This is a genomic window from Desulfovibrio sp. OH1186_COT-070 (assembly GCF_003860215.1).
GTDB lineage: Bacteria > Desulfobacterota > Desulfovibrionia > Desulfovibrionales > Desulfovibrionaceae > Desulfovibrio.
In genome coordinates this window covers 1-322 of the sequence record NZ_RQYH01000253.1, presented here as the reverse complement: position 1 = coordinate 322, position 322 = coordinate 1, and the positions used below count along the sequence as shown (strand labels likewise).

Below are 322 nucleotides of genomic sequence, written 5' to 3'. Positions count from 1 at the left end.
TCTTTTTATATAGAGCGTAAATACATTCAATACCTTTTAAAGTATTCTTTGCTGTATTGATACTTTGATACCTTGTCTTTCTTACTTTAATATGACGGTGATCTTGCTCAATGAGGTTATTCAGATATTTCGATGTACAATGACAGTCAGGTTTAAGTTTAAAAGCTTTAATTACTTTAGCCATTGCTACCTTCGTTGAAGGTGCCTGATCTGTAATTACCTTTTGAGGTTTACCAAATTGTTTAATGAGACGTTTGATAAACGCATATGCTGAATGATTATCTCGTTGCTTACGCAACCAAATATCTAATGTATGTCCCTC

The 322-nt window shown here is 32.9% G+C and carries 1 pseudogene; it reads right to left on the bottom strand.

From position 1 onward, the window contains the following. A pseudogene (locus EII23_RS12730) lies at positions 1 to 322 on the bottom strand (IS6-like element IS257 family transposase); the annotation flags it as partial.